This is a genomic window from bacterium SCSIO 12696 (genome assembly GCA_024397955.1).
Taxonomy (GTDB): Bacteria; Pseudomonadota; Gammaproteobacteria; order Pseudomonadales; family Porticoccaceae; genus SCSIO-12696.
Genome location: CP073744.1, coordinates 317901 through 337709 on the forward strand (window position 1 = coordinate 317901; position 19809 = coordinate 337709).

Here is a 19809-nt window from a genome sequence, read left to right on the forward strand (position 1 = left end):
ACGCGGTGAATACATCCGTGTACGCTCGGATGCAGCATCCATGCTGCATACGGTTTGAAAAACCATGCCCCCCCCAAATCACTTGCTATGGTGGTGTCTGATGGGGCTGATCTGGCCGTCCGAACTTCGCCAGCTTGGCATTGTGGGTATGAACCGCCGCAATGTGGAGTACATTGCCCGCAATAACGAGCGCCGCTGTTATCCGATGGTGGATAACAAGTTGAAAACCAAACTGGCGGCGACGGAGTGGGGCATTGATGTACCGGAGCTGTATGGCGAAGTGCGTTACCAGTACCAGGCTCGTCGCCTGGAACAAATCATTGGCGATCGGGAAACCTTTGTGATCAAGCCCGCGCAAGGGTGTGGTGGCAAAGGTATTTTGGTGATTGTCGGCCGTCGTGGTAATCGTTTTATCAAACCCAGTGGCAGTGAACTTTCCCTGCGTGAGTTAAAGGGGCATGTCTCCAATATACTCAGTGGGCTGTTCAGTCTTGGTGGCCGCCTTGATGTGGCCATGGTGGAAGAGCTGGTTAATTTTGACGATCGTTTTGCCCGCTACAGTTATGAAGGCGTGCCCGACGTTCGCGTGGTGGTTTACAAAGGCTACCCAGTGATGGCGATGCTGCGTTGCTCCACTCGTGAGTCCGATGGTAAGGCCAATTTGCATCAGGGTGCGGTGGGTGTCGGTATTGATATTGTGAGTGGCACTAGCATCTGTGCTGTGCAACACAACTGCAACGTGGATAAGCACCCAGATACAGGCCATTCTTTCGAGGGCCTGAAAATTCCACAATGGCCAAAAATTCTCAAGCTGGCTGCCGGTTGCTATGAAATGACCAGCCTGGGTTATTTGGGGGCGGATGTGGTGCTGGATGCGGATCGCGGCCCGCTCATTCTGGAAATTAATGCTCGCCCCGGATTGGCCATCCAAATTGCCAATCGCATCGGCTTGCGAAAACGCCTTAATGAAATCGATTTGCTAAAGCCTGGCCCCAAAGATGTGGATTCCCGCATCGCTGACAGCCGCCGTCTGTTTGGTGCCCGCCGAGATCAAAAATGAAGGGCTGGATAGAAGCAACCGTTACAGAAAATAAGCGTTGGAATCAGCGTCTTTGCTCCCTTCGAGTCAATGCGCCAGAATTGCCAGAATTTCGCGCTGGGCAGTTTTTACGTTTGGGTCTGGAGATCGACGGTGAACTTGTGGCGCGGCCTTACTCATTGGTTAATGCGCCCCACGAGCCAGAAGCCGAATTCTACTTCAATAAAGTGGATGAAGGGCCGCTGTCACCACGACTGCACAGTCTGGAAAAAGGCGACAAGCTGTGGCTCTCTAAAATGGTGGCGGGCTTTTTAACCTTGGACGATATCCCTTCCAGTAAGCGCCTGTGGATGCTGGCAACTGGCACAGCTCTTGGGCCGTTTCTCTCAATATTAAAAACAGAACAGATTTGGCAGCAATACGATCAGGTAATTCTTGTGCACGGTGTGCGCAGCACGGATGAACTGGCTTATGGCGATTTAATTGCAAGTATTCAGAAGCAACAAGGCGAGAGCTTTGTGTTTCTGAAATCCGTTACTCGGGAAATTGCTGTAAATACGTTGTCGCAACGAATTCCTGATGCGATTGCAGCTGGTCATTTGGAAGCTTTATTGAGGGTAACCATAAATCCGGATGAAGACAGAGTGATGCTGTGTGGCAACCCTGGAATGGTGGAAGGCTGTGTGCAGCAACTGGAAGTAAAAGGTTTAAAACGCCACCGCCGCCGTAATCCGGGGCAGGTGGTGATGGAAATTTATAAGTAAGTAACGGCCACCGCATTTAGTATGCTTGAAGCCAGAATTTGAAGAAGAGTGGGAAGGGTGGATTTTAAATCCACTCCCGATAATTCGCCCAAATCACTGTTCCCGCCACCACCAGCAGCCCACCAGCAACCGCTGCCAACATAGGCAAGCCCACTGTAACACCCGACATCTGCGCCAGCCATTGATTAACCGGAGCCGCAAAGGAAGGCAATAAAGCCGCCGCACAGCCCGTGCCTAAAACAGCAGAGCCAACAATGATCCCGTTCTTTTTGCCATTACTGAGGCGGTTGCCCGGTTGTGGCGGCAGGTCGGCGATCACGTTGTCGCTAAAGCCGTCGTCCCTTAGGTAGGGTTCTGTGGCACGGGCTGCGCTGAACAGGGTGTCCAGTTCGTCCGGTTGCGAGTTATCACGATTATCTGAGATAGGTGTATTCATGGTGTCACCGTTGTCTGCCAAGCAGAGAGTAGCACTTTTAGTTTTTCCCGACCACGCTGGATATGGCTTTTCACCGTACCCAGTGGGCTGTCCATAATTTGCGATATTTCCTGATGAGTGTGCTCCCGCTGTAAATGCAGGTGCAGAGCCATGGCCTGTTCCGGTGGCAGCTGCGCCAGCGCTCTGGAAATATCCCGGTGAAGGTCCGTTTCGCCGGCAGGGTTGTGAGAGTCGTTGTCGTCTTCATTGTCGGACAGCGGCTCTGTCGGTTTACGAGAGCGGTAATAGCTGGCGAACTGCCGATAGGCAATGCGGTACAGCCAAGTGTAAAAATTGGCGTCGCCGCGGAAGCTGCCCAGGTTGGCAAAGGCCTTAATAAAGGTCTCCTGTGCCAGGTCATCCGCCAACGCTTCGTCCCAGCCAGTAAGCTGACGCAAGCTATAGCGCAGCTGTGACTGGTAGCGGTTAACCAGTTCTCGGTAGGCGCGCTGGTCGTTAGCGGTGAGAACCCTGGCAATCAGGGTTCTGTCGTCGTTATTCACGAGGCTTGTCCCTAAGCCTTAGTGTTCTAAACCAGAGTTTTTACTTTCCAGCTTCCATACCAGCAGCTGTGCTAGGCCGATAAACAGGGGGATCAAACCCAGCCCTATTGCTTCATCGCCGCCAGCGATCAGGAAGAAGCTAATAATGCCCAGGCCAACAGCCACCATCACCAAACCTTTGTGCAAGTTGCTTTTGGGGTCTTGCTGCCGCTGCAAGCCTTGCAGTACTTCAGTGGGGATATCTTTGCCGGCGGATACGTAGTTGTTGATAGTCTCGTGGGTCAGGCGGCGCTTTTTAAAGGAACTGTAGAGCGCAATAGCAACAATAATGACTGGAGCGCCCAGGCTAAGAATCACCGCTACCAGGCCAATTAACATGCCCATAAATGGCGTGTCGCCGTCGCTGCCGACGCGGATGTTGATCTCATCCAGCTCTTTTAGCGCTTCTTTGGCGTCGTAAAGGCCCTCACGCAGTTCCTCCCTTTCTTCCTCAGTAAGATCGGATTCTTCTTCCTCTAACTTCTTGGTGAGGCGATCAAACAGGCGGTCGATTTTTTCATCCTTGCTGCTTTTTTGGCTTTCTTCCTCTTGCAGGGCCACTTCAATCTGTTCTTCAACAGGTGTTTCTTCTGGTTCTGCCCAGGCGAGTGGTGCGCTGATAACTAACGCCAATACAGGGGCCAGCAGGGGGGCGATCAGGGTTTTCATGATGTTCCTCGCAGTGTTTCGAGTGGTTACAAGTTGTGGACGATTGTAGCGGATGAAGCCATAACCGCCTCTTTGAACACTTAGACGCGGGGAGGATGGTGTTTGGATGCAGGGAATTTAAAAAAAGCTGCGAGCCGCGTGATACGGGCCGCGCGCAGCTCGTAGCACGCGGCCCGTAGCGGTGTTTTAAAGGCGCTTACCTTTATTATTCTGGGCTTGGCTAAACAGTGCCGCCATAGTGCCGGTAGCCGCTGGTTTTTGCTGGCGTTGCTGGGGTTTGCGGTGATTGCTGGAGTTTCGCGGTGCTGATGAGCGCTTGTTTTGTTGGCGTGAGTCCTGCCCGGGCTGGTCGTCCAGACGCATAGACAGGCCAATGCGTTTGCGGGGGATATCCACTTCCATCACTTTTACTTTGACGATATCGCCAGTTTTCACCACCTTGCGCGGGTCTTCCACAAAGCTGTGGGAGAGGGCAGAGATATGCACCAAGCCGTCCTGATGAACACCGATATCCACAAAGGCGCCAAAGTTGGCCACATTAGTGACAGTGCCTTCTAACACCATACCCGGTTCCAGGTCTTTCAGGGTTTCTACGCCTTCCATAAAGGTAGCGGCCTTAAATTCCGGGCGTGGGTCGCGGCCGGGCTTATCCAGTTCTTTGATAATGTCGGTGACGGTGGGAATGCCGAATTGATCGTCGGTGTAATCCACGGCTTTGAGGCTGCGCAGAGTGGCGCTGTCGCCCAACAGCAGTTTCACGTCTTTGTCTTGCTTGTTGGCAATGCGTTCAACCACTTGATAGGACTCCGGATGAACCGCTGAACTGTCCAATGGGTTGTCGCCGTTGGCAATGCGCAGGAAGCCGGCGGCTTGCTCAAAGGTTTTGTCCCCCAGACGCGGTACCTTTTTCAGTTCTTTGCGATCCTTGAATACGCCGTTGGCGTCCCGGTAGGTGACGATATTGTCGGCGATGGTCTGGTTCAGGCCGGAGACCCGACGCAGCAGGGCGGCGGAGGCGGTGTTTACTTCCACACCCACGGCGTTTACACAGTCTTCCACTACCGCGTCCAGGCTTTGCGCAAGCTGGCTCTGACTAACGTCGTGCTGGTACTGACCGACACCGATGGATTTTGGTTCGATTTTTACCAATTCCGCCAGCGGATCCTGCAGGCGGCGGCCAATGGATATCGCGCCGCGAATGGTGACGTCCAGGTCAGGAAATTCTTTGGCGGCGAACTCGGAGGCGGAGTAAACGGAAGCACCGGCTTCGCTCACCATAATTTTTTGCAGCTTCAGCTCTGGGTGGCGTTTGATCAAATCGCCAGCCAGTTTGTCTGTTTCACGGGAAGCGGTGCCGTTGCCGATAGCCACCAGCTCAATGCCGTGAGCTGCTGCCAATTTGGCCAATACGGCAATGGATTGGTCCCACTGGTTTTTCGGCGCGTGGGGGAAAATAGCACCGTGATCCACCAGTTTGCCGGTGGCATCGATCACCGCCACTTTTACGCCGGTACGCAAGCCGGGGTCCAGGGCAATGGTGGCTTTCAGTCCAGCAGGAGCGGCCAGCAGCAGGTCTTTCAGGTTTTCGGCAAAAACAGTAATGGCTTCGGTTTCCGCCTGCTGGCGCAAGTCGCCCAGCAAGTCAGTTTCGATATGGGAGTGCAGTTTGACCCGCCAGGTCCAACGCACAACTTCGCCCAACCACTTATCAGCCGGGCGGCTCTGGTCAGCAATATTAAAATGGCTGGCGATGCGGGTTTCGCAGGGGTGCTTAACAAGAGGACTGGCGTCTTCCGACTGCGGTAAATCCACCTTGATATGTAAAAAACCTTCACGACGGCCGCGGAACATAGCCAGCGCTCGGTGAGACGGTGTCTTTTTCAGAGGTTCGCTGTGCTCAAAGTAGTCAGAGTACTTTGCACCTTCCTGTTCTTTGCCGGGCGCAACATTGCTGTTTAAAACACCTTGATCCAGAATTTGCTGGCGCAGCTGCCCCAACAGCTCTGCGTCTTCGCTAAAGCGCTCCATCAAAATAAACTTGGCGCCGTCCAGAGCGGCCTTGGTGTCGTCAATTTTGTGATCGGGGTTCAGATAGTTTGCCGCTTCGGTTTTCGGCTCCAGGCTGGGGTCGTTAAACAGAGTATCTGCCAACGGCTCCAGTCCTGCCTCAATGGCGATCTGCCCTTTAGTGCGACGCTTGGGCTTGTAGGGCAAATACAGGTCTTCCAGACGGGTTTTGGTGTCTGCAGCGAGAATGCTGGTTTTCAGTTCCGGGGTCAGTTTGCCCTGTTCTTCGATGCTGTTAAGGATGGTGCTTCGACGCTCTTCCATTTCACGCAGGTAGACAAGGCGATCCTGCAAGGTACGCAGCTGGCTGTCATCCAGGCCACCGGTAACCTCTTTGCGGTAGCGAGAGATAAACGGCACCGTGGCGCCTTCATCCAGCAGTTCTACCGCAGCATCCACCTGGCGAGCGGTGACGCTGAGTTCGTTGGCAATGGTGTCGACAATGGATTTCAGAGTTGCAGCAGACATAAATAAAGAGGGCCGTTTGGGAATAGAAAGGCGGCGATTATTAACCAAACCGATGACGGCAGGTAGTCTTGTATTTGCCCGGTAACTGTGGTTTTACTGGGTGTCTATGAGCCTGCCTAATTGCCCACTTTGCCACAGCTCCAATATTCAGCCTTACAGCCGAGACAAGCACCGCCACTACCTGAGTTGCCAGCAGTGCCAGTTGGTGTTTGTGCCTGCGGAGCAGCACCTGTGTGCTGAACAAGAAAAGGCAGAATACGACCTCCATCAAAACGAGGTCAATGACCCCGGTTATCGCCGTTTTCTGAGTCGCCTTTATCTGCCCCTTGCTGAACGCTTGCCTACTGGCGCCGAAGGCTTGGACTTTGGCTGTGGCCCCGGCCCGGCGTTGGCGGCGATGTTTCGTGAGGTGGGTTATCCTGTGAGTTTGTACGATTGCTTTTACCAGCCGGATTTAGGCGCACTGCAAAAATCCTACGATTTTATAGTCGCCACTGAGGTTGTTGAGCATTTGTCGCAGCCAGGGTTGGAGCTACGGCGCCTTTGGGAACGGCTAAAACCTGGCGGTTGGCTCGGTGTAATGACTAAACTGGTGATTGATCAGGCTGCCTTTCAGCAGTGGCACTACAAAAACGATATGACGCATATCTGTTTCTTTAGCCGCACTACCTTTAACTGGTTGGCGAAGCAATGGGGCGCTACCGTGGAGTTTGTGGGCACTGATGTGATTTTGTTGCGCAAACCCGCCACCGAATAAAACTGCGGAGTCACAAACAAGGTAGCCAATATTTACGAAACCGTGGTCGTAATTCTGGTCACGGGTATGAAGCTCGCTTTACACTCAGATCGTTAGGCCAATAACGGACTCCTTAATTCGGAAGCTAAGTTATGAATAACCCTCTCTACAAAGGAGAAGCGCTGTCGGTAGTGGTGCAGGATTCAGGCATTGCCGAGATGTGCTTTGACAATCAGTCGGATTCAGTCAACAAATTCAACCAGCAAACCGTGCGCGAGCTGAGCGAAGCTCTGAAGGCTTTGCAGGGTACCTCTGCCGTAAAAGGCCTGTTGGTGACCAGCGGCAAACCGGTATTTATCGTTGGTGCGGACATTATGGAGCTGTCACAGCTCGATGCAGACGGTTTAAGTGCCGTATCCAAACAGAACAACGCCAACTTCAGCGCCTTGGAAGATTTACCGTTTCCCACCTTGGTAGCCATCAACGGCTTCGCTCTGGGGGGCGGATTTGAGTTCTCCCTGGGCTGTGATTTCCGGGTGATGAGCACCGAAGCTCAGGTGGGCCTGCCGGAGACCAAATTGGGCATTATTCCCGGTTGGGGAGGCACTGTACGCCTGCCGCGACTGATTGGCTTTGATAATGCGGTGGAGTGGATTGCCAGCGGCAGCCACAAACGCCCACCCCAAGCGCTCAAAGATGGTGCAGTAGACGCAGTGCTGGCGCCAGAACAGCTGCGCGACGAAGCCCTGAACATGTTGCAGCGCGCTATTGATGGTGAGCTGGATTATCACGGTCGCCGCAAGCGCAAAACCAGCCGTTTGCAGTTAAATGCAGTGGAGCTGCAACTGGCAGCTACCACCTGTCGCGCTTTGGTGGCAGCCAAAGCGGGCAAGCACTATCCGGCACCTTTGCTGGCGGTAGACTTGATGACCAAAGCGGCGTCTCTGGATCGAGACGGCGCGTTGGTGGAAGAATCGAAAGCCTTTGGCAAAATCGGCACAACCCCCCAGTGCCGGGCCATGATCGGCCTGTTCCTGAATGATCAATACCTGGGCAAGGTAGCTAAAAAGCTGGCCAAAGGTGTTGATAAACCAGTGACCTCTGCTGGGGTACTGGGCGCAGGCATTATGGGTGGTGGTATTTCTTACCAGCACGCGTTGAAAGGGGTGCCGGTGGTGATGAAAGACATCGCGCAACCGGCCCTGGATCTGGGCTTGTCGGAAGCCAATAAACTGGTGAACAAGCGGGTGGCAAAAGGCCGCTTGACTCCGTTGAAAGCCGGCGAAATTCTGTCTCGCATTAATCCCACACTGCACGATGTTGAATTGTCTGGCACCGATCTGGTGGTGGAAGCGGTGGTGGAAAACCCCAAGGTGAAGAAGCAAGTTCTGGCGGAAGTGGAGCAGGTGATTGGCAGCGATGCCATTCTCGCCTCCAACACGTCCACCATTTCCATTACCGGTTTGGCGGAAGGGTTGCAGCGGCCGGAGCAGTTCTGCGGTATGCACTTTTTTAACCCGGTACACGCCATGCCCTTAGTGGAAATTATACGTGGCGAACAAACTTCTGATGCCACCGTGGCCAAGGCGGTCTCTCACGCACTGGCGCTGGGTAAAAAGCCGGTGGTGGTCAATGACTGCCCAGGGTTCTTGGTGAATCGAGTACTGTTTCCATCGGTGTTGGGTTTTGACGCATTGTTGCAGGCTGGCGCGGACTTCCAGCAGGTGGATCGAGTACTGGAAAAATGGGGTTGGCCTATGGGGCCGGCCTATTTGATGGATGTGGTGGGTGTCGACATTGCGGTACACGCATTGGCGGTTATGTCCAAAGGCTTCCCGGATCGCATGGCCAGCTCTGAACATTCACCCTTGCAACGGCTGTTTGCCGCCCAGCGCCTGGGGCAGAAAAACGGTGCTGGTTTTTACCGCTACGAGGCGGATAAAAAAGGTAAGCCGAAAAAGCTGGTGGATGAATCTGTATATCCGCTGTTGGGTGGCGGACAACCTATTGAGCCGCGCGAATTCAGTGACGAAGAAATTATCGCCCGCTTTATGGTGCCCATGTGTACCGAAATGGCCCGTTGTCTGGAGGAGGGCATTGTCAGCTCGCCATCGGAAGCGGATATGGCACTGATTTACGGAGTGGGCTTCCCGCCGTTCCGGGGCGGTGTGTTCCGCTGGCTGGATGAGATTGGCCTGGATACGTTCTGCGCTATGGCAGAACCGCTCGCAGCAATAGGGCCTCTCTATCAGCCAACTGAAACCATGCGCACGATGGCCACTAACGGCAAAACGTACTACGGCCTGCAGGAGGTGTAACTATGAAGCTTGATCCCCGCGATGTTGTAATAGTTGATTACGCCCGCACCGCCATGGGCCGCTCAAAGAACGGCTGTTTTCGCCATCTGCGCGCCGACGATATGTCGGCCCGACTGGTGGAAGCGTTGCTGGATCGCAACCCCAAGGTGCCGGAAGATGAAATCGACGATCTGATCTGGGGCTGCGTGATGCAGACCCGGGAGCAGGCCTTTAACGTGGCGCGCAATATTATCCTCGGTACTCGTTTGCCACACACCATTACCGGTATGACGATTAATCGCCTGTGCGGTTCATCCATGTCAGCACTGCACACCGCCGCCGCCAATATCATGGCCGGGCTCGGCGATATCTATGTGGTGGGTGGGGTAGAGCACCTGGGGCATATTCCCATGGACCACGATGTGGATATCAACCCGGCGCTGAGCCTGTCGGTGGCCAAGGCTGCCAATATGATGGGCATTACCGCTGAATACCTGGCCAAATTGCACGGCATCAGCCGCAAACAGCAGGATCAGTTCGGTGTGCGCTCTCACCAGCGCGCCGCGGATGCTACCGAGAATGGCTGGTTTGAGGGTGAGATTATCCCCATGGAAGGTCATAACGCCGAAGGTGGATTGGTTTCGGTGACTGCGGACGAGACCATTCGCCCGGAAACCGATTACGAAGGGCTGTCAGCCTTGCGTCCGGTGTTTGACCCCAGAAACGGCACCATTACCGCCGGTACTTCTTCCCAGCTGTCCGATGGCGCTTCCACGATGTTGGTGATGTCGGCTGAGCGAGCAGAAACCTTGGGTGTTGAGCCAGTGGCCCGCATACGCTCCATGGCGCTGGCGGGAGTAGACCCTTCTATTATGGGTTACGGCCCGGTGCCAGCCACAAAGAAGGCATTAAAGCGCGCTGGCCTGAAAATCGCCGATATCGATTGTGTGGAATTGAACGAAGCCTTTGCCGCACAGGCGTTGCCAGTGTTGAAGGATTTGGACTTGCTGGCCAAGATGGACGACAAGGTGAATCTACACGGTGGTGCGATTGCTCTGGGTCACCCATTTGGTTGCTCCGGAGCCCGGATTACCGGCACACTGCTGGGAGCCATGAAGCAACACGGTGGCACCTTGGGTGTGTCCACGATGTGTATTGGCTTGGGGCAGGGGATTACGACGGTGGTGGAACGGCTTAATTAATTGGTCGTCTTAGGGTTTAAGGGCACCACGGGTATTGGGGTTCCCAGACACGTTACCAGTACATCCATGTAGGCTCCTTGGCCGCTATCCCTGCGGCCAAAGGTCTGGAAACCCCAATACCCGTAGTGCAGCAGGTTTTGTAGTGACTCCAACAAAAAATGCCCCGCCAATTGGCGGGGCATTTTTTTGAAACCGGCCAACTGTATTACTTGTGACCCAGCTCATTGAGTTTGTCAGACAGCTCACCGGCTTTTTCTTCAGCGGCGTCTTTGGCTTCTTCGATTTTATCTTCGGCAGCCTCTTTTACGTCTTCGGCTGTTTCTTTAGCGGCCTCAATGGCCTCTTCACCCGCTGCTTTGCCTTCTTCAACCAGGTCGTTTGCAGTGGTTTGGGCTTCGGCAGCTGTCGGTGCTTGCTCAGCAGCGGGTTGGCTATTATTGGCAGAGTCGCCGCCACAGGCAGTCAGCAGCGCCAGCAGGCCGGCGAAAGTCAGTGTAATTGCTTGGTTTTTCATGGTATTCCCCATTAGTTAAGTTGATTTGCTAGCTGTTTGTTATAGGTTTGCTGGCGGCGCAAGATTAACCGATTACTGAGCAGTTGCCCAGTGGCATGTGGTGTGGCAAAATCTGCCCCCTTTTTTGCGGGGGTACTACGTATTGTAGTGATCCCGGTGATTGAATCGCGGAAGTGGTGGAATTGGTAGACACGCCAGATTTAGGTTCTGGTGCCGCAAGGTGTGGGGGTTCAAGTCCCCCCTTCCGCACCATATATGAACGCTTACGAGGAACAACATGCAGGTTTCCATTGAAACAACTTCTGGCCTTGAACGCCGTCTGACGGTAGAGGTTCCTGCCGACCGCATTGACAGTGCTGTAGACGCCCGTCTGCAAAAAGAGGCCAAGACCATCAAAATGAACGGTTTCCGAAAAGGTAAAGTGCCGTTCAAAGTGGTCAAGCAGCGCTATGGCAAATACGTGCGCCAGGAAGTGATGGGCGAAGTGGTGAGCCAGTCGTTCTACGAGGCGGTGTCCCAGGAGAAGCTGCGCCCGGCCGGGCAGCCATCTTTTGAGCCGGTAAAAGGTGAGGAAGGTGAAGACCTGGAATACATAGCGACTTTTGAGGTCTATCCCGAAGTGGCTCTGCAAGACTTGAGCAGCGTTGAGGTGGCCAAGCCGGTTGCCGAGGTTGAAGACGCCGATATTGAAAAGATGATCTCGGTATTGCGCGAGCAGCAATCCAGCTGGAGCGAAGTCGAACGCGCTGCTGCTGAAGGCGATCAGGCCAATATCGATTTTCTCGGTACTAAAGATGGTGAGGAATTTGCCGGCGGTAAAGGCGAGGGCTACAACCTGGTGTTAGGCTCAAATCAAATGATTCCTGGCTTTGAAGATGCCATTGTTGGCCTGTCTGCCGGTGAAGAAAAAACCGTACCTCTGAGTTTTCCAGAAGACTACCACGCGGAAGAGCTGAAAGGCGCAGACGTGGAATTTGCGATCAAGGTTAACTCTGTGTCTGAGCGTCAGCTGGCAGAGCTGAACGACGAGTTTTTTGCGGCCTACGGTGTGTCCGAAGGTGGTGAAGACAAGTTCCGCGAAGAAGTACGCAGCAACATGGAGCGCGAGCTGAAAAACGCGGTAAACAACAAGGTCAAGACCCGTGTAATGAACCAGTTGGCGGAGCTTCACCAGGTTGAACTGCCCAAAGCGTTGGTCACTGGCGAAATCCAGGGCCTTAAGCAGCAGATGTTGCAGCAATACGGCGGTGGCCAGCAGCAAAATATCGACCTGTCTGTGTTGCCTGACGATATGTTTCAAGCCCAGGCAGAGCGCCGTGTGACACTAGGGCTGATCGTTGCGGAAGTGGTTAAGGCCAACGAAATCGTTGCTGACCCGGATCGCGTACGTGCTCAGGTTGAAGAGATCGCCAGCACCTACGAAGAGCCCGCTCAGGTTGTGGAGTACTACTACGCCAACCCCCAGCTGCTTGACGGCATTCAGTCTGCGGTACTGGAAGAGCAAGTGGTGGAGCACATTCTGGACAGTGCCAAAGTCACCGAAGACAAGGTTTCCTATGAAGATGCCTTGAAACCGGATGCAGAGCCTGTGGCTGAGGAAAAATCAGAGGACTGATTTTCCGGGCAAACAGAAAGGCGAGCTGACTGAACCAGCTCGCCTTTTTTGTATCTGAAATTAACCAGCTACTGTCTCTTTGGGTCGTTCCCTTTTGCTCGGCATACAGGATAGAATGCTGCTTTTTACCGCCGCTGGCGGGTTCGATGTTCTGACAGGAATCTACAATGATAAACAGCAATTCACAGGCTCCCTTTTCCGTAAATCCGCTGGATACTCAAAACGTTGGCCTGGTGCCAATGGTGGTGGAACAAACTTCCCGCGGTGAGCGCTCTTACGACATCTACTCGCGCCTGTTAAAAGAGCGGGTGATATTCCTGGTGGGCCCGGTGGAAGATCATATGGCCAACTTGATTGTCGCCCAGATGCTGTTTTTGGAGTCAGAAAATCCGGACAAAGACATTCACCTGTATATTAACTCTCCCGGTGGCTCTGTTACCGCTGGTTTGTCTATCTACGACACCATGCAGTTTATTAAGCCGGATGTGAGTACCATGTGTATTGGCCAGGCGGCCAGCATGGGCGCCTTCCTGTTGGCGGCAGGTGCCGAGGGTAAGCGCTATGGTCTGCCCAATTGTCGTACCATGATTCATCAGCCCAGTGGTGGCGCTCAGGGGCAGGCTACAGATATTCAAATTCAGGCCGAAGAAATATTAAAGTTGAAGCAGCGCCTCAACGAAATCATGGCCAAACACACCGGACAGGAACTGGAAAAAATTGTTGCTGATACTGAGCGCGACAACTTTATGAGTGCTCAGGAGTCCATGGAATATGGCCTGATTGATCAGGTTCTGGACAAGCGCCCCTAGAATCGCGTAGGCTGATGCCAACGCTCTTGATGTTATTTTTGTAAATGCCTGTTATATAAAGAATTTTTAAACAGGTAAGTGTAAGGAATAGAGTATGACCAAAGAAACCACAGGCGACGAGGACAACGGCAAGCTGCTGTATTGTTCGTTCTGCGGTAAGAGCCAACACGAAGTACGCAAATTGATCGCCGGTCCCTCGGTGTTTATCTGTGACGAATGTGTTGACCTCTGTAACGACATTATTTCCGAAGAAGTTCAGGAAACGGAAGGGGAGCCGGTGAGCGATCAGCTGCCAACCCCTGCGGAAATCAATGAATCCCTGAACCAATACGTGATTGGCCAAAAGCGAGCCAAGAAGATTCTCTCCGTTGCGGTATACAACCACTACAAGCGCTTACAAAGCGGTGGCAAAGGGTTGAATGGCGATGTGGAGCTGGGCAAGAGTAATATTTTGCTGGTAGGGCCTACAGGTAGCGGTAAAACATTGCTAGCCGACACGTTGGCGCGCTTGTTGGATGTGCCCTTTACCATTGCCGATGCCACTACGTTGACCGAAGCCGGTTATGTGGGTGAAGACGTGGAAAACATCATCCAGAAGCTGCTGCAACGCTGTGATTACGATGTCGAGAAAGCCCAGCGAGGCATTGTTTACATCGACGAAATCGACAAAATTTCACGCAAGTCAGACAACCCCTCCATTACTCGTGATGTTTCTGGTGAGGGTGTGCAGCAGGCATTGCTGAAATTAATTGAAGGTACCGTTGCCTCGGTGCCACCACAGGGCGGCCGCAAGCATCCGCAGCAGGAATTTCTGCAAGTGGATACCTCCAATATCCTGTTTGTCTGTGGCGGTGCCTTTGCCGGCCTGGAAAAAGTGATTCGCGAACGCTCAGAGAAAGGCGGCATCGGTTTTAGTGCAGAAGTGAAGTCGAAAGATGAGCAAGCCAGTGTGGGTGCTACTTTGGCGGATGTGGAACCAGATGATCTCGTGCGTTTTGGCTTGATCCCGGAATTTGTGGGCCGCCTGCCGGTAACAGCAACTCTGGAAGAGCTGGATAAAGATGCTTTGGTTAGTATTCTGGTAGAGCCCAAAAACTCTCTCAGCAAGCAATACAGTGCATTGTTTGAGATGGAAGGGGTCGAGCTGGATATTCGCGCCGATGCTCTTGAGGCGATTGCCGAGAAGGCACTGGAGCGTAAAACAGGCGCCCGTGGCCTGCGTTCCATCATGGAAAACACCCTGCTGGAAACCATGTACGACATTCCCTCCAAAGAGAATGTGCGCAAAGTGGTTATTGATGCAGCGGTCATTTCCGGAGAGTCGGAGCCTTTGCTGGTGTACGAAACTGTCGAGCAGCCTAAAGCCGCCGGTAGCGAAGAATAACCCAGGTAAGCGGTTCGTCGAAAATGCCAGTCAGTGAAAGCTGACTGGCATTTTTTATTGCCGCACTTTTGTCTGAGCCGAATATGTACGGTTTGTGGCGGTTCTTTGTAACCACAGCTATAAAATGCTGATAATTCTTTGAAATCCAGTTGATATCCATGCCCACAATCCCCATATTGCATGGCATACGTAGTAGAGGATAAGTGATGGGACAGGAAACTTACGAGTCAGTTGAAACCCCTGCGGATAGCAATGTGCTGCCGTTGTTGCCACTTCGCGATGTAGTGGTGTACCCCCACATGGTCATCCCTCTGTTTGTGGGGCGCGAAAAGTCCATTGTCGCGCTTGAACAGGCAATGGCCTCGCAGAAGCAAATTTTGCTGGTGGCGCAGAAAGACCCAGCCCACGATGACCCGGGCGCAGAAGATATTTACCGAGTGGGCACCGTTTCCACGGTGTTGCAGCTTCTGAAGTTGCCAGATGGCACTGTGAAAGTGTTGGTGGAAGGCAGCGAGCGGGTAGTGGTCAGTGAAATTGAAGAATTGGAGGACCACTTCCAGGCTCAGATTGAGCCTCTGGATGTGGGCGAGATGGATGAACGCGAGGCAGATGTATTGATGCGCTCTGTCATCAACCAGTTTGAGCAATACGTCAACCAGAGCAAGAAGATTCCCTCAGAAGTCGTCACTACTCTGGCTGGTATTGAAGATGCCGGTCGGCTCGCTGACACCATCGCTGCCCATATGACTTTGGGTTTAGAGCAGAAACAGGAAGTGCTGGAAATTGGCGATGAAAAAGCCCGTATTGAACATTTGATGGCGCTGATGGAATCGGAAGTGGATCTGTTCCAGATTGAACAGCGCATTCGCGGCCGCGTGAAAAAGCAAATGGAGAAGAGCCAGCGCGAGTACTATCTGAATGAGCAAATGAAAGCAATTCAGAAAGAGCTGGGTGATATCGACGAAGGCAGTAATGAGCTGGAGGCCCTGGAGAAAAAAATCCAGGAGGCTGGCATGCCTAAAGCGGCTCAGGAAAAAGCGGAGGCGGAACTGGGGAAGCTCAAACTGATGTCGCCCATGTCTGCGGAAGCATCGGTACTGCGTGGCTATATTGACTGGATGATCAGTGTGCCCTGGAAAAAGCGCAGTAAAGTGCGTCACGACCTGGAGCGAGCGGATCGTATTCTCAACGAAGATCACTATGGCTTGGAAGAAGTCAAAGAACGTATCCTGGAATTCCTGGCAGTACAAAAACGGGTCAAGAAACTCAAAGGGCCGGTGCTCTGCCTGGTAGGGCCTCCCGGTGTGGGTAAAACCTCCCTGGGTGAATCCATTGCCCGCGCTACCGGGCGCAAATTCGTGCGCATGTCGTTGGGTGGTGTGCGCGACGAAGCCGAGATACGTGGTCACCGCCGCACTTACATTGGTTCTATGCCCGGTAAGTTGATCCAGAAAATGGCCAAGTCAGAGGTGAAGAACCCGTTGTTCCTGCTGGATGAAATCGACAAGATGGGCATGGATCACCGTGGCGACCCTGCTTCAGCATTACTTGAGGTTTTAGACCCGGCCCAGAACCACAACTTCAATGATCATTATCTGGAAGTGGATTACGATCTGTCCGAAGTGATGTTTATCTGTACGTCGAACTCCATGAATATTCCGGAACCCTTGTTGGACCGAATGGAAGTGATCCGTATTCCCGGTTACACCGAAGATGAAAAGATCAATATTGCCAAGCGTTACCTAGAGCCCAAACAACGCAAAGCCAACGGGCTAAAAGACAGCGAACTCGACGTTTCTGAAGAGGCTGTCCAGGATGTGGTGCGCTATTACACCCGTGAAGCCGGAGTTCGGGGCCTTGAACGAGAGTTGGCCAAACTGTGCCGTAAAGTGGTTACCCGCCACGTGAAAGAGCAGGCCGCAAGCAAGGGTAAGGGCAAAGGTAAGGTTGCGTTGCCAAGTACCAGTATTGGCCCGGAGCAGTTAGAAGAATTGCTGGGAGTGCGCAAGTTCGACTTTGGCCGTGCAGAGGAAGAAAGTCAGATAGGGCAGGTTACAGGCCTTGCCTGGACCTCGGTGGGTGGAGAATTGTTGACCATTGAGTCATCAGCAGTTCCCGGCAAGGGAGGGGTTATCAAAACTGGCTCCTTGGGGGATGTGATGCAAGAATCCATTCAGGCAGCACTGACCGTTGTTCGCGGTCGTGCGCAAGGCTTGGGCATTAAAAAGGATTTTCACCAGAAACAAGATCTTCATATTCACGTGCCCGAAGGTGCCACACCAAAAGATGGCCCCAGTGCTGGTGTTGCCATGTGTACGGCTTTTGTCTCCGTGTTAACCGGCATCCCTGTGCGTGCTGATGTGGCCATGACTGGTGAAATTACCCTTCGCGGTCAAGTGCTTAGGATTGGCGGTTTAAAAGAGAAGTTGCTGGCGGCTCACCGGGGTGGCATATCAACGGTGATTATCCCCCATGAAAATGAGCGGGATTTGAAAGAGATCCCAGACAACATTAAAGCTGACCTCGACATTCACCCGGTAAAATGGATCGATCAGGTTTTGGAGATTGCTTTGCAATCTGCGCCGACTCCGTTGAGTGATGAGGAATTTGCTGCCGGCGACAAAAGCAGTGGTAACGGTGACGATTCAAGGGAGCGAATCAGTACACATTAAATTGTAAAAATACTTTATACGCTTGACCGGCCTACCCACTATTGGTATAAATTTCCGCCTACTGACGCGGGCTCCCAGCTTATGGGCTAGGGCATTTAGCGGAATGCAGAATTATAAACTGGGCTCATGCCAGTGAGCCTTTAACTAGAAATATTAAGTAATAATTGAATAGGGGTTACTCTCGTGAATAAAGCTGAACTGATCGAAACCATCGCTGCCGAAGCAGACATCTCCAAGGCATCTGCCAGCCGTGCACTGGATGCGGCCACTGGTGCTGTTGCAGCCGCTCTGAAAAAGGGCGACCAGGTTTCTCTGGTAGGTTTTGGTACTTTTTCTGTTAAGCACCGCGCCGCTCGTACTGGTCGCAACCCACAAACCGGTGCTGAAATTCAAATTTCCGCTGCCAATGTACCGAGCTTTAAGCCCGGTAAGGCTCTGAAAGACGCGGTAAACTAAAGCCAAGCTGGTTGCTGGTATTGCCAGCCACAGAGCTTGCTCTAAAAAGGGTGCACCAAATCTGGTGCGCCTTTTTTGCATAGAGGCAATGAGTAATTGCAATAATTGTTCTCTACAGTGTTAATTTTTAAAACAAGTTTTAAAACAGGATTAAGGGATCACCATGCTGCAGAATATGCGCGACAATTTGAAAAGCTTTGGCCTGATTATCGTGGTCATTATTTCAATTCCTTTCGTGCTAACCGGCGCCGAGCAATTTTTCACTTCCGGCTCCCAAGAGCCTACGGTGGCTGAGGTAAATGGCGTTGCCATTACCAGTGGCGATGTCGCCCGAGAGCTGAGCCGCTTGGGTATTCCCCCTCAGCAGCTGGAAACGATGGATCAGAGCATTCGTCAGCTGTTTGAACAGCAGGCGCTCAGTGCGATCACTTCACGTATCGGCATCCAGACCACTGCTGAGAAAGAGGGTATGGTGGTGTCCAGGGCTGCGATCAATGAGCGTATGCGCGAGGAACCTGCTTTCCAGCGCGATGGCCAGTTCGATCCTGATGTTTACTACTCGGTGCTGCAGCAGGCGGGGTATACGCCGTCATCCTATGTGGCCGGTTTGGAGCGAGACTTACTCACCGGACAATTTGTCGGTGGTTTGCTGAACAGTGACTTCATCAGCAACACCGAGCTTGAGCAGGCTGTTGCCGCCGCTGAACAGACTCGTGATTTTTACTATCTAACCATTCCTATGGCGCCAGTGTTGTCTGCGGTGAATGTGGATGAAGAAAGCCTGAAAGCCCACTACGAAAACGCCAAAGAGCAATTACAAGTGCCTGAACAGGTGGTGGTTGAGTATGTGGAGCTCAACCTCAGTAAGTTGATTTCTGCTCAATCAGCTTCTGAGCAAGAAGTTCGCCAGCGTTTTGAGGAAGAGCTGGCTGAAGCGCGTCAGCAAAATCAACAACAACGTCGTCTTGCCCACATTCTGATCAATCAAGGCAGTGATGCTGAACAACAACAACTGATAGCCGATATTAAAGCCCAGCTCGACCAGGATGGCGACTTTGCCGAACTGGCTCAATCCCGCTCTCAAGATGCGGGTACTGCCAATATTGGCGGTGACTTAGGCTTTATTGATCCGGCAATTCTGCCAGCTGAGCTGGCGGCTGCTGCAGAGCAGTTGGCGTTGAATGCGGTCTCGGCCCCTGTAAAAACAGACATGGGATATCACTTGGTAAAAGTAACCGATCTGCAACAGGCGGCACTGCCTACGTTTGAAGAACAACAGCATCGAATCGGCAACGATATTAAAACCGAACAGGCCGAAGCTCGTTACGCCAGCCTGTTGGAGAAGCTAAAAGAGGCTGCCTACGATACCTTTGGTGATGACAGCTTGAAGAAAGTCGCTGATGAACTGGATCTGGAAATGGCGTTATCTGAGCCGTTTTCCAGAAACGGTGGTACCGGTATTGCTACTGAGCCTGTGATTGTCACCGCTGCATACAGCAAGCCTGTGTACAACGACAATTTCAGCAGTGATGTTCAGGAATTGGTGCCCGGTGAGCGCGCCATCGTGGTTAAGTTAAAAGAAAAAATTCCCGCTCGTACCCAGGCATTGGAAGAAGTTCGTGATCAGTTGCTGGCTGAGCTGAAAAACGACAAGGCCAGCGAACAGGTGCAAGCCCGTGGTGAGTCGTTAAAAGCCCGCGTGGAATCTGGCGAGTCTTTGGAAGAAATTGCCAAAACTGAGCAGCTACCATGGCAGGTAGGCCTGCAAACCAAACGCAGCGGTGGCAGTGTAGATGCTGCTGCGCGAGATCGTGCCTTTGCGCTGCCAGCGCCAGCCCAGGGGGAAAGCCGGGTAGACAGTGTTACCAATAACAATGGCGACTATATCTTGCTGCAACTGACGGCGGTCAATTACCCGGAAGGTGACAAGCTGCCAGACGCCCAGCGCAATGCCCTCAGTGCTACGCTGGAGCGTTCGTCAGCCAACCGTGATTTGTCCGCTTATCAAAGCTGGATTGTCGGCCAGCTGAGTAAATAGCCGTATTGTTTGACGGCTACTCCTAAAAAAATGCCCCCGCAGTGCGGGGGCATTTTTTTATT

16 protein-coding genes and 1 tRNA gene are annotated in these 19809 nt (G+C 52.8%); 12 read left to right on the forward strand and 5 right to left on the reverse strand.

Annotated features, from left to right (window positions below; translation table 11 throughout):
- Positions 1 to 100: 100 nt before the first annotated feature.
- Positions 101 to 1060: an alpha-L-glutamate ligase-like protein gene (locus KFE80_01515; protein ID UTW45632.1), complete on the forward strand. Its 960-nt coding sequence runs from the start codon at positions 101 to 103 to the stop codon at positions 1058 to 1060.
- Entirely contained in the window at positions 1057 to 1803 is a 747-nt protein-coding gene (locus tag KFE80_01520; protein ID UTW45633.1) for a ferredoxin--NADP reductase, read from the forward strand. Before KFE80_01515 ends, KFE80_01520 begins: the two co-directional genes overlap by 4 nt.
- 64 nt (positions 1804 to 1867) lie before the next feature.
- On the opposite strand, the gene KFE80_01525 is transcribed toward KFE80_01520, so the two are convergent.
- The 4 genes from KFE80_01525 to KFE80_01540 form a co-directional block, all read right to left on the reverse strand.
- Positions 1868 to 2239, reverse strand: a complete 372-nt coding sequence (locus tag KFE80_01525) for a hypothetical protein (GenBank protein UTW45634.1) — start codon at positions 2237 to 2239, stop codon at positions 1868 to 1870.
- Positions 2236 to 2781 (reverse strand): sigma-70 family RNA polymerase sigma factor, encoded by a 546-nt coding sequence (locus tag KFE80_01530; GenBank protein UTW45635.1) that lies wholly within the window; start codon positions 2779 to 2781, stop codon positions 2236 to 2238. Before KFE80_01530 ends, KFE80_01525 begins: the two co-directional genes overlap by 4 nt.
- 18 nt (positions 2782 to 2799) lie before the next feature.
- Positions 2800 to 3489 (reverse strand): hypothetical protein, encoded by a 690-nt coding sequence (locus KFE80_01535; GenBank protein ID UTW45636.1) that lies wholly within the window; start codon positions 3487 to 3489, stop codon positions 2800 to 2802.
- Between the two features lie 186 nt (positions 3490 to 3675).
- Positions 3676 to 6024: an RNA-binding transcriptional accessory protein gene (locus KFE80_01540; GenBank protein ID UTW45637.1), complete on the reverse strand. Its 2349-nt coding sequence runs from the start codon at positions 6022 to 6024 to the stop codon at positions 3676 to 3678.
- A 112-nt stretch (positions 6025 to 6136) separates the two neighbouring features.
- On the opposite strand from KFE80_01540, the gene KFE80_01545 reads away from it, so the two are divergent.
- From KFE80_01545 to fadA, 3 genes are all read left to right on the forward strand, one after another.
- The gene (locus KFE80_01545) at positions 6137 to 6781 is read left to right on the forward strand and encodes a class I SAM-dependent methyltransferase (protein UTW46580.1); all 645 of its coding nucleotides are present in this window, start codon (positions 6137 to 6139) and stop codon (positions 6779 to 6781) included.
- 131 nt (positions 6782 to 6912) lie between these two features.
- Positions 6913 to 9078 carry a fatty acid oxidation complex subunit alpha FadB gene (gene fadB / locus KFE80_01550; GenBank protein UTW45638.1) on the forward strand — a complete coding sequence of 722 codons (2166 nt, stop codon included), beginning with the start codon at positions 6913 to 6915 and terminating at the stop codon, positions 9076 to 9078.
- Positions 9079 to 9080: 2 nt separating this feature from the next.
- Complete coding sequence (gene fadA, locus KFE80_01555; GenBank protein ID UTW45639.1) at positions 9081 to 10259, forward strand: acetyl-CoA C-acyltransferase FadA; 1179 nt, start codon at positions 9081 to 9083, stop codon at positions 10257 to 10259.
- Positions 10260 to 10464: 205 nt separating this feature from the next.
- Here the strand turns inward: fadA and KFE80_01560 are convergent, their stop codons facing one another.
- On the reverse strand, positions 10465 to 10773 hold the full coding sequence (locus tag KFE80_01560; protein UTW45640.1) for a hypothetical protein: 309 nt from the start codon (positions 10771 to 10773) through the stop codon (positions 10465 to 10467).
- A gap of 167 nt (positions 10774 to 10940) precedes the next feature.
- Between KFE80_01560 and KFE80_01565 the strand changes: the two genes are divergently transcribed.
- From KFE80_01565 to KFE80_01595, 7 genes are all read left to right on the forward strand, one after another.
- Positions 10941 to 11025 (forward strand) — tRNA-Leu (locus KFE80_01565).
- 25 nt (positions 11026 to 11050) lie between these two features.
- Positions 11051 to 12388 carry a trigger factor gene (gene tig, locus KFE80_01570; protein UTW45641.1) on the forward strand — a complete coding sequence of 446 codons (1338 nt, stop codon included), beginning with the start codon at positions 11051 to 11053 and terminating at the stop codon, positions 12386 to 12388.
- Between the two features lie 230 nt (positions 12389 to 12618).
- Positions 12619 to 13197 carry an ATP-dependent Clp endopeptidase proteolytic subunit ClpP gene (gene clpP, locus KFE80_01575; protein UTW46581.1) on the forward strand — a complete coding sequence of 193 codons (579 nt, stop codon included), beginning with the start codon at positions 12619 to 12621 and terminating at the stop codon, positions 13195 to 13197.
- A gap of 94 nt (positions 13198 to 13291) precedes the next feature.
- Entirely contained in the window at positions 13292 to 14581 is a 1290-nt protein-coding gene (clpX, locus tag KFE80_01580) for an ATP-dependent Clp protease ATP-binding subunit ClpX (protein UTW45642.1), read from the forward strand.
- Between the two features lie 206 nt (positions 14582 to 14787).
- A complete protein-coding gene (lon, locus tag KFE80_01585) occupies positions 14788 to 17253 on the forward strand; it encodes an endopeptidase La (protein UTW45643.1) in 2466 nt (821 codons plus the stop codon).
- Between the two features lie 183 nt (positions 17254 to 17436).
- Positions 17437 to 17709 (forward strand): HU family DNA-binding protein, encoded by a 273-nt coding sequence (locus tag KFE80_01590; protein ID UTW45644.1) that lies wholly within the window; start codon positions 17437 to 17439, stop codon positions 17707 to 17709.
- A gap of 163 nt (positions 17710 to 17872) precedes the next feature.
- Entirely contained in the window at positions 17873 to 19747 is a 1875-nt protein-coding gene (locus KFE80_01595; protein UTW45645.1) for a SurA N-terminal domain-containing protein, read from the forward strand.
- The last annotated feature ends 62 nt before the right edge of the window (positions 19748 to 19809 follow it).